Source organism: Polaromonas sp. P1_G4 (genome assembly GCF_056405475.1).
Genome location: NZ_JBFUCA010000953.1, coordinates 1 through 826, shown reverse-complemented (window position 1 = coordinate 826; position 826 = coordinate 1). Strand labels below are relative to the sequence as shown.

Here is an 826-nt window from a genome sequence, read left to right as displayed (position 1 = left end):
TAAACACCTGATGTGCTACGGGCTCCTCTGTTGCCTCGCAGTGTTGTATCAGTGTTGAATTGTCGGTCATTCAGAGGAGTGAACATCAATCAATAGTTCACAAAAACCTCGCGTTGTGAGATTAGGGGCTGGTAGGTCGGATGCCGCAAGGCGGCGCGGCATTGTTGGTCCTTCGCGTGCGAAAACGCCTCGCAGCGACACGACAGGATGCAAGCTGCCGCTGTAGCCGGCTGCGTGCTCATGCCGGTCAAGTCTAATCTTTTGGTTAGCCGCACATCATAGAAACCACCGGTGACCACTTTTGATCAGGTGATCAGGGGCTGTGTCAGGCGGCTTACTCAGATAGTGCCGGGCCGGCTCAAGCAAGGCTGAGAGTCTTTTGCTGTGCAGCCTGTTGCGCCAGCGTCTTGTAAAACGGCGTGAAGTCCGGCTCCGTCAGCCGCAGCAGCGCTTCAAAACTGTCGATCACAAAATACTGCTGCTGGAAGCTGTCGATCTTGTAGGTCGACGACATGCAGCGCAGCAGGTCGGCATTGTCCCGCAGCGCGATGCGCCTGGGCTCTGCAGACTCCACGCTCCAGGCCAGTTCGCCGGGGCTGCTGAGAATGCCGGCGCCGTAGGCGCGGACTTCATCGTTGCCTTGTTTGTCGCGCATCAGGCCAAATTCGATGGTGTACCAATACAGGCGCGACAGCATTTCGACCGCGCCGGGAATCGGCTGGGCGCCGTGCTCCAACGCATGCGCTTTCAGCGCGCCCTTGCCATAGGTCTGGATGTGATCGGCGTAGCTCGGGTCGAACAGCAGCGGCACGTGGCCGAACAAATC

At 58.4% G+C, this 826-nt stretch carries 1 pseudogene; it reads right to left on the bottom strand.

Features of this window, described 5'->3' with window-relative positions:
* Positions 1-358: 358 nt before the first annotated feature.
* Positions 359-826 (bottom strand): annotated as a pseudogene (locus tag AC1D1X_RS24690) (phenylalanine 4-monooxygenase); the annotation flags it as partial.